This window comes from Moorena sp. SIO2C4 (assembly GCF_010672485.1).
Lineage (GTDB): Bacteria > Cyanobacteriota > Cyanobacteriia > Cyanobacteriales > Coleofasciculaceae > Moorena > Moorena producens.
Genome location: NZ_JAAHGN010000428.1, coordinates 1 through 6,080 on the forward strand (window position 1 = coordinate 1; position 6,080 = coordinate 6,080).

General features: G+C 43.0%; 6 protein-coding genes and 1 pseudogene. 3 read left to right on the top strand and 4 right to left on the bottom strand.

Translation table 11 applies throughout. The features are described 5' to 3' along the window. Nucleotides 1-702: 702 nt before the first annotated feature. Entirely contained in the window at nucleotides 703-1,149 is a 447-nt protein-coding gene (locus F6K20_RS20955) for a DUF4168 domain-containing protein (protein WP_008183844.1), read from the bottom strand. A 288-nt stretch (nucleotides 1,150-1,437) separates the two neighbouring features. Next, on the bottom strand, nucleotides 1,438-1,950 hold the full coding sequence (locus F6K20_RS20960) for a DUF4168 domain-containing protein (RefSeq protein ID WP_008183846.1): 513 nt from the start codon (nucleotides 1,948-1,950) through the stop codon (nucleotides 1,438-1,440). 69 nt (nucleotides 1,951-2,019) lie between these two features. On the opposite strand from F6K20_RS20960, the gene F6K20_RS20965 reads away from it, so the two are divergent. Then, nucleotides 2,020-2,142 (top strand): hypothetical protein, encoded by a 123-nt coding sequence (locus F6K20_RS20965; protein WP_008183849.1) that lies wholly within the window; start codon nucleotides 2,020-2,022, stop codon nucleotides 2,140-2,142. A 144-nt stretch (nucleotides 2,143-2,286) separates the two neighbouring features. On the opposite strand, the gene holA is transcribed toward F6K20_RS20965, so the two are convergent. Both holA and F6K20_RS20975 read right to left on the bottom strand, forming a co-directional pair. Then, a complete protein-coding gene (gene holA, locus F6K20_RS20970) occupies nucleotides 2,287-3,285 on the bottom strand; it encodes a DNA polymerase III subunit delta (protein ID WP_287295916.1) in 999 nt (332 codons plus the stop codon). Then, nucleotides 3,272-4,650, bottom strand: a pseudogene (locus F6K20_RS20975) (RNA-guided endonuclease InsQ/TnpB family protein). The gene holA and the pseudogene F6K20_RS20975 overlap by 14 nt, the downstream one beginning before the upstream one ends. A gap of 160 nt (nucleotides 4,651-4,810) precedes the next feature. Here F6K20_RS20975 and F6K20_RS20985 point away from each other — a divergent pair. Together F6K20_RS20985 and F6K20_RS20990 are read left to right on the top strand one after the other, a co-directional pair. Then, on the top strand, nucleotides 4,811-5,617 hold the full coding sequence (locus F6K20_RS20985; RefSeq protein ID WP_044493066.1) for a DUF1868 domain-containing protein: 807 nt from the start codon (nucleotides 4,811-4,813) through the stop codon (nucleotides 5,615-5,617). 54 nt (nucleotides 5,618-5,671) lie between these two features. Further along, nucleotides 5,672-6,080 (top strand): precorrin-8X methylmutase (locus F6K20_RS20990; protein ID WP_287295917.1); only part of this gene is annotated, 409 nt, incomplete at its 3' end.

Consider the following 6,080-nt stretch of genomic DNA (forward strand, 5'->3'; position numbering starts at 1 on the left):
TCCCAGGTTTCGGTGTGCCGGAAACGAAACCTTATCAGAGGGTCGCCTTAATCAAAAAGGTTAAAACTTTTTACTCATAGCCGACTAACTATAAAGGCGACCCTCTGAATACGGTAACTTCTAACCCCACCGTACCTAATCTAGTTAACAAGTTAGATAAACTTTTTCTTGATCTTATGTTTTCGTAGATATCCAAATCTAAGAATTTGATTATGCAATAAGCTGATATCTTAGCTTATTTTTTACATCATCTACTTATTTTAAGATCATGTTTATCTATAACATTATTTTTTTTTATCTTAACACGATGCGATCAAACCGTCAAGTCTTAATTTCAAAAAAAGCCGTCCCTAGAAGTTACCGTAAGAATAAAGAAGCCTTTAAAGGGGGCAGGCTATGAGCAGAAGGGTTAAAACTTATTAATTAAGGCTTCAAAATTCTAAGGTTTCGTCTCCTATAAGGACGGGGCTTTAAACCCAAATTTTTTGGTAAATCCCCAAACTTTCAATTATGTAACATCTCGAACTATTAAATTATCCCAAATGAGGTTTATTTTAAGCTGACCGCTGACCGCTGACCGCTGACCGCTGACCACTGACTACTGACCGCTGACCACTGACTACTGACTACTGACCGCTGACCGCTGACCGCTGACCGCTGACCGCTGACCGCTTTTGCCCACCCTACAAGCTTGACATATTGTCAATTTTGTTGTAAGCGAACTAGTTCATTGTGGATGCGCCGTTGTAACTTCTGATCCGATTGGGCGCTAACGGTAATGGAATTAAATCGAGATATGGTCAAGTCATGACTTTCAGCAATGGTTTTCGAGCGCTTACAGTAGTTTACAGCCAGATCTTGGATATTTCGACGTAGACCTGCGATGGTTTTTACTTGGGTGCAGTTAATTTCAGGAACTATCTTGTCTTTGTCTTTGGTTAATTCCTGAATATCCTCATAGACACCTTGACGATTTTGATCGATCGCCAGAACAGCTTTGGCGTAATTCTTCAATTCCTGACTCTTTACTGCATCTGACGCTACTGTGGGGATAGCTGCGGTGGGGTCAGGGTCTGGACTGGAAGAACATCCAACCAAAACCACTATCATTCCGGCAAGCCATCCCAAGGGATAGATAAATTTGTTCATTAGCCGTTTTCTGGGAGATAAGCGACCTGCAGTGGCTAGCCGAAAGCTGGATTAGCCTATTTTTTACTATTACTAGTGGCTAGCTATTATGGTTGTTTTCAAGGTAACTATACCACTATAGGTCTAAACTTGATTGATAATTCCCAGGTGTGCAACTCGTCTTACTGCTTGCCCAAGAGGAACGTTGAGACCCTTACGCTTTTCCCAAAACGATTTAATTATGGTTGACGTTATGGTTTAACTTATGGGTCAAGGGAATAAGTGGCTGATGATTCGAGCTATCCCCAGCTAAAAGCTAGCGTCAAATTTGGCTTGTTGAATACGCACTAATTCACTTTGAATCTGTTCCCGTAAACTTTGATTATCTTGCATCTGAATAGTAATTTCGTTGAATCGTTTATTTCCTCCTTCGGGAAAATACTTAGAAACAATTCCCTCTGACTGTTGGCAGTAATCTTGAGCAATCTCTTGGGCGGTGGAGGGCAGCTTATTGATGCTGTCGGAGTCATCGCAGAAAATTTCTGGTTGCTCTCCTAGGATTGTGGTGATTTTTTCATAGGCAGATGCGCGAATAGGCTCTATTTGTAATAGAACTTCAGCATATTGAGTGACGTCATTAGGACTAATGTCAGAGGTGACATCTTGAGCATAGGCTGAAGTTCTAATCACAAGGGTATAAGAGTCTTCAGAAAGCTCAGGGATAAATCCAGAGAGCAAACTAATAGCAGTAAGTCCTCCCACAAGGAGAGATTGGGAGAAAAGTTGGGTCAACCTAAGTTTTAGAGAGTTAGCAGTGAGCATGATGATAGATTATGATCAAAACAAACAATAACCAAAACCACTAAGGGCTAGTTTAATGTGAATTAATTTATGGGTGGTAAGTTCCTCATAAGGCAAGATATTCTGGGGATTGGGAATGTAAGCTATCAGCTATCAGCTATCAGCTATCAGCTTTGGGCTTTTGGCCAGGCTACTGGAGATGCTTTTAAATAAAATAAGCTGACGGCACCTCAAGTAGCGTGAGCTTTTAGCTCACGGCTGACGGCTGAATGCTTACTTGGTAAATATGAAGCATGAGTATAAAAAGAATTTAACCTTCAATCCTTTTAGCTAGCCTGGGTGAAGCCACTGACGGTTCTAAACTCTTGAACTGTTAAAGATTTCACAAAGTTGTATCACCTTAGTTTGTAATGTTGAAAGGGGGTCTGCTCCGGTTTTGAGGTTGAGGTCTAACTCCAGCAACACGCGCAGAGTGGAGATGAGTTGCTTGGGGGAAAGGAACTCCACGTCTTGTTTGAGGAAGTAAACTCGTTTGGGGTTATTGATATTGGCAGTGTTAGCGATCGCATTTAGATCGGTTTCCCCCTCACTGACCAGCAACTTCACCCACAACCAGGTACGAAACTGGGTAATTAAGGTAGCGACAATCTTTAAAGGAGGTTCATTGTGGTTGATCAAGGCAGCCAACAACTCCAAGGCTTTTGCCCCATCCCCTTGCCGAATCGCCTCTGCCAGTTGCAAGGTATTTTGAGTATTAGCCACTACCAGGGTGGCAACGGTACTTTCTGATAAGGGTTGGCTATCATACAGCGCGTAGAGTCGTAATTTTTCCAGTTCGTTGAATAACTGTCGGGTGTCATTGCTAACGGATTCGGCTAAGAGTTCAGCGGCACTATTGGTTAGTTTGACCCCAAATTCAACGGAGTAGGACTTGACCCGATTGAGCAGCTGCTGGGTCTTCCAGGGGGGAATCAGAGCAAACTCCTGAATCTGGGCGTACTGTTGCAGTAATTTCGTGGACTTGAGTCGTGGATCTGGTCGATGGGGGGTAGTTAGTAACAAAACGGAGTGTTTAGGAATGACTGGTATAGTACGCTCTAATTCTGCCAGTAAATTGTCCGAACATTGCTGACACAGGGTTGTATCGACTAACCACACTAGACGTCCACCGATGCCAAACGGAGGAGTCATTACTTGATTCAAGGCTTGAATTACAGCATCTGGTTGGTCTGGGGAAATTTTGTCATAGTTAAAACTAGCCCAGTTGGGGTCAACTAAGGATCGACGCAGTTTGTCCACGGCTTGAGCCATGGCAAAGTCATCCTTTCCCCAATAGAGTTGACTACTCCCCCGCATAAATGACGGGGGATTCTAATAAGGATGTTTCGTGACGGGATGAATCCACGTCACTCCACGCTGTTTTCTTATTAACTGACCACAGGACAACCCTGTGGGGACGAGTCAAAACGCCCCTACCCAGTCGGTCTAGGCTAATACCTAGCGTTCTGCTTACTTTACGTATTATATTGGCAGCACCATTACAATCCGCATTGACATACCAATTCATTGTGGTTCGGTATAAACCACGCTTAGTTCTTCTCCCTGACGGTTTCCAATCATCGGGTTTTTCACCATATTTTGGCAGATAGTCACCATCTAAGAACGATGCTTTACTGGTATAACTTTCCTCTGTTTCTATGAACTCGATTCCATACTGTTGACAAAGCTGAGCAATTCTTTCTTTGAGTCTAGCTGTAGGAATTGGCACAAACTCCGAGTTAGTCTTTTTGCCTAGCCTTATCTCATGTTTGCCTCCTTTATTCCAACCAAAAATTACTCGACCAATTTGATTTTCCAAGCAATGATTGACAACCAGTCTTGCGGCTTTGTTAATTCCATCACGCATCTGACGGTTACGTTTTTCAGTTATCGCCGCTAGGTGGTTAGACCAAAATCCTTGTGGTTTGTCTTGTTTGATTGTTGATATCTGTTTGTTATACCAACGATTCATCGATTTGATGTGCTTACCATCAATAATAAAGCTAGTTCCTACATTAGAAACACAGGTTAGCCAATTATCCAATCCTGGGTCAATACCAAGTACATTATTTATTTCTACACTTGGTGTTTCTATTCCTTTGTTATAAACCAACTCAACATAGAAACATCTATTCCTTGGCAGTATTCTTAATTCTCTGATGTCATCAAATTTAATATTGCTAGGAAGAGGTAATCTAAAACTATCAATGCCAAACCAGCACTTTACTTGTCTGCCCAATGGTATTCTTATGTTTCCATCTATTAATCTTAAGGCTTGCTTGGGATAACTGACCAATGCCAAACCTCCCTTTTTTCTATACTTGGGCAGTCTTGGTCTAGTCTCAATCTTCCCTTCTCGGTATGCTTTAATCAATTCTTTGTAGGATTTAAAGGACTCGTACACTGAACGAAGTATTTGTTGTGCTGCTTGGGAGTGAAGTGCCTTATAGTGACGATTGGTTAGGTGCGCTTTCCGTTGGCGAATTAAATTCGCCACGGGTCGCACCTCTTGTATTCTTTTTCTAGCTCAAACTTGTCGATGTAGCGATTAGCTTTAAAGTAGAGTTGACGGGCAAAGTAGATGCCCATGTTTGTCAATCTCTGAGATTGTGTGCATAAAAAGTTGAGAATTGCCAATAACTCAAGATCTGGACTCAATAAAACTTGCTGACAGCCGTACACTTGGATCACCTCCTCGCTAATTACTCATTATACTATAAACAGGACACATAAATGTGTCGGCTGTGAGGGCTCGCTCGGTTTCATCCCCTGCTTAAAAGACAGGGGCTTTCACCATCGCTTTTTGGTAAATTCCCATATCAGAACACGTAAGGGGGCAAAATTGGACGATACATATCAAAGTTATCTAAATCGGGTCACACGGCTGACCCTAACCGCAACCTATCAATCGCAGTTACTCAATATCCAAGAGTCACCCAAGTTTAAACGTCTCCCTAATGGCAGCAGAGAGCCTGCCCCTTTTCCTGGTTACACTGTAATCACACCACCTTGGGAGGAAGAGACGAATAATTCAACATTCTATAATAACATGCAGCAGCTCCAAAAAGAGCTGATCCAGCAACTAGACCCGGGTTTAATGGTACCCATACCCCCGGATAGTTTTCATTTAACCCTGGCTGACTTGATTTGGGAAAATGCTTACCGAGATGCCACGGCTGAAAATCCACAGTTTGAAACTCAACTGCTTCAGTCGATACAGGCAAGTTTCGACAAGTATGTCGGTATCAGCCAGGAAACGTCTTTAGCAAATGGTGGTAATCCCATTAGCTGGCAGCTGTTGGGCTTAATGGTCATGCCCAGAGCGATTGGTGTATGTCTAGCGCCCAAGGATGAACAGGCATACAATCGGATTGCGCAACTGCGTCGGTGTATTTATCAAAATTCTGATTTAATGGCTCTAGGTATTGAACAGCAATACCATTTTACGGCTCACATCACTCTAGGATATTTCGGAGATATCCCCCAGGAGTTGGATAGCGATCGCATTAGCAATATCCTATTCGAGTTAAGTGGCCAAGCCCTAGAAGTAGAAGGGAGTGTACTATCGATTAGGCAGGCTCAATTAAGGAAGTTTGACAATATGATGCGCTTCTTGCGGGAACCGGAATGGCCAGTTTTGGAGTTTTGAGTGGGTAGCGTGCTGAGTGTTTAAGTTGGAGCAGAGTATGGGTTGGGGATTGAGATGAAAGCATTGTCGATGCATCCGATTATGGAGCAAAGTTTTGCCATTATTGACCAACAGATTGGGGAGCATCAGTTTAATCGAGCTGAGTATGCTATTGTGCGCAGGGTAATCCATAGTACGGCTGATTTTGAATTTGCCCAACTGCTTCGGTTTAGTGAAAATGCGATCGCATCTGGTATTTCTGCACTGCGGCAGGGAGCACCAATTGTTACAGATGTCGGAATGGTCAAACAGGGGATAGCCAGTATGGTGGCAAAAACCTTTGGTAATCCACTGATCATCGCAGTAGACCAGGCACCAGTAGCTCTGCCAGGAAAGACGCGCACGGAAACAGGTTTACTCCGATGTTTTGAGCAGTTTCCAGGGGCTATTTTTGTGATTGGTAATGCCCCTACGGCATTGTTGG

Excerpts from the sequence above, each read along its gene's own strand:
- F6K20_RS20960 (WP_008183846.1), bottom strand. The coding sequence starts at position 1,950 with ATGCTCACTGCTAACTCTCTAAAACTTAGGTTGACCCAACTTTTCTCC.
- F6K20_RS20955 (WP_008183844.1), bottom strand. The coding sequence starts at position 1,149 with ATGAACAAATTTATCTATCCCTTGGGATGGCTTGCCGGAATGATAGTG.
- F6K20_RS20965 (WP_008183849.1), top strand. The coding sequence starts at position 2,020 with ATGGGTGGTAAGTTCCTCATAAGGCAAGATATTCTGGGGATTGGGAAT.
- holA (WP_287295916.1), bottom strand. The coding sequence starts at position 3,285 with ATGCGGGGGAGTAGTCAACTCTATTGGGGAAAGGATGACTTTGCCATG.